The organism is Frankia sp. CcWB2 (genome assembly GCF_977927585.1).
On sequence record NZ_CDWRCM010000005.1, the window covers coordinates 36,497 to 39,016 of the forward strand.

A 2,520-nucleotide genomic window follows, 5' to 3' on the forward strand; every position below is an offset into this window, starting at 1 on the left:
TTCCGGTGGGTGTGCCGATGGGTGTGCCAGCGCCGGGAACCATCCGCGAGGGTGAGGAGTTCGACGGCTCCGGCGGGGCGGTCCTCGTGCCTGACCCCGACGATCACCTCGTCGCCGTCGATGCGGCCCGGGGCCCCGGTGCCCGGCCCGGTCAGCTGGTGGCGCCAGCGCACCACTCCGTGGCGGCGTGCGGTGGGTGCCGGGGCGGGTAAGGAACACGAACGGCCCCGCCGCGGCCAGCGAGAACGTCCCGTCCGCCGCGCTGGTAGTAACCGTACGGCCGTCGCTGACGAGCACACCGGGACAGGCCCGCCCGTCGGCGGTGACGACACGTCCACGCATGAAGATAGCCTTTCTCGAGATCAGACGCGGAGATACGAGCTACGACACTCGGTGAGGACGTCGGTTGTCGCCAGCGCGATGCCGCTGCTTTCAGCCGGCACTGCGTTTCGCCCAGCCCCCGGGAGGGCTACGCTGCCGTCCCGGGGGCTGGCCAGGCCCCGCCGCTGGGTGCACCCCGGCTTCGGGGCCAACTCCCCAACCGTAGGGCCACGCCGAAGCCACTTCCTGATCGAACAAGGCCACTACCTACATGCGGATGGCCTCACTGCGCCGCCCGCTTCTTGGCGGATAATCCACCCCCACCTGGATACCCGTATACAACCAGGATAGTTCCCGGCGCACACGATCTCCAGAATAGAGTCGAAATTGTGCTAGCCGACTTATTTAAAGCTTAGTAAGGTCGGTGTGCCGCTGCTTGTGAGCGGGCCCTGCCGGAAAACCAGGCGCGGAGTCCGTCCCGCATTCCGATGCCGGTGGGCTGCCAGTCCACGTCGCGCGCCAGCAGGGTGCGGGCGTTGCGAACGTGCATGCTGCTCAGCACGGTGAGACCGTCAGCGTGTCCTGCCCGGCGCGGCGCGCAGTGACATCCCTCGGTGAAGTAGAGGTCGAGGCCGCGGCGGAGCAGTTCGACCTCTTCCGCGGACAGTTCCGCGGCCCAGGTCTCGTCGGCGCGGGTGCCTCCTGGCCACGGCAGGGTACGGAACAGGTCTGCCTCGCTGACCCGCCCGGCGGGGAGGAACGTATGGATGCCGTCAAGGGGCACCTGACCACAGCTGACTTCAGCCCGGCCGACGATCGCGACGTCTGCGCCGGTCAGCTCCAGCACTCCGCGTGCCACGGCATCGCCGATCAGGCCCGCGCCGGGCATGGCGGGTTCGGTCAACGGCCGCTCCAGTTCACCGATGATCTGTCCGCGAAGCTCCGCCAGCGTGTTGCTGCCGGGACCGCTCCAACCGAGCCGATCCTCCTCGCGAGCAGTGACCAGTTCGCCACGAAGATGAATACCGTCATCGTCAATATCCACCACGCCGACCTCGACGCCCATCGCCCAGGGCTGGATGTAGGGCATTCCCGCGACGGTCCCGATCCGGCGCGTTGCTGTTACATGCGCGCCGAACACACCGTCGACGTGCCCGCGAAGAGCGCGACAGAAATCGCGCATCCGCTGGCCGCCGTCCGGCTCGCCAGGTCTTGGAAAGATCCCGTCATGAATTGCCACGAAGGTGTGGTCGACCTGGCCCCGAAGGCCGGCCGCGGTCTCGATCGTCAGCTGCGCCGCGGCGTCGAGATCGCCGAGCTGGTCATAGACCGCCCGGCCGCGCCGTTCGGCCAGGTTGATGCCCACGATCGCGACGGTGCGGCCGCTCGGCGAGCTGACCGTCCAGTACGGTTGGAACACCGGGCCAAGCGCCACCAAGGCCGGGTCCGCGGCAACCAGCGGGAAGGGGATCCGCTGTGCCCATGTCAACACCGCCGCATCACCGAAGTCGAACTCGTGATTGCCCGGGATAGCCGCATCAAAGCCAAGACTGGCGGCGGCCGCCCAACCGAGAACACCTTCGGTCGCTGTGCAGAGCGGTCCTCCGGCGGAGAAGTCGCCGACGTCGATCCAGGCACTTGTCTGCACGTCCTCGCGAAGCCGGTTCACCGTCGCCCGCAACGCCGAGCCGCCGGGCAGCTGCCCCCAGGATGTTGCCTGTCTGCCAAACGATCCAAAGAAGTCGTAGGTGAGGAGCAGGCGGATGTCAGTCATGTGCATGGGCTCCTTCCTGTTCGAGTAGGTGTGGCGAAGACAGGCGCAGGCTCACGTCCTCGTCCTTACATGTTCGGGCCCCATGGAATCTTGGAGCTGGCCGCCTGGGGCACCGGAACTTCCGCCCAGCGGACCATGGGGCCCGAACACCACTCATCCTAGAAAACTTGCCTACCTGCGGTCAGACCGGGCACTTGGTTACCTGCAGCGAATCCTGCTTCGCAGGGTCGTCGATATTGTCCGCGGTGTAGACCTGCGGCGGAAGGACGACGCGCTCCTCAACCGGCTTACCCGACGCCGCCGCGACCGCCTGGTCCAGCATCTTCACACCAGCTTCACGCAGGTCGTAATCGATCAACGCGGAGATCCCGCCGCTCTTAAGGAGTCGAAATGAAATAACTTGCGCGTTTCGAACCCTCCACAGG

1 protein-coding gene and 1 pseudogene are annotated in these 2,520 nt (G+C 66.7%); both read right to left on the reverse strand.

The features are described from left to right. Window positions 1-733: 733 nt before the first annotated feature. Window positions 734-2,095: a bifunctional UDP-sugar hydrolase/5'-nucleotidase gene (locus tag ACY45C_RS01595; RefSeq protein WP_462185897.1), complete on the reverse strand. Its 1,362-nt coding sequence runs from the start codon at window positions 2,093-2,095 to the stop codon at window positions 734-736. A gap of 181 nt (window positions 2,096-2,276) precedes the next feature. Beyond that, window positions 2,277-2,520 (reverse strand): annotated as a pseudogene (locus ACY45C_RS01600) (hypothetical protein); the annotation flags it as partial.

What these genes read in the sequence shown, in the direction of transcription:
- ACY45C_RS01595 (WP_462185897.1), bottom strand. Translation starts at nt 2,095, where the DNA reads ATGACTGACATCCGCCTGCTCCTCACCTACGACTTCTTTGGATCGTTT.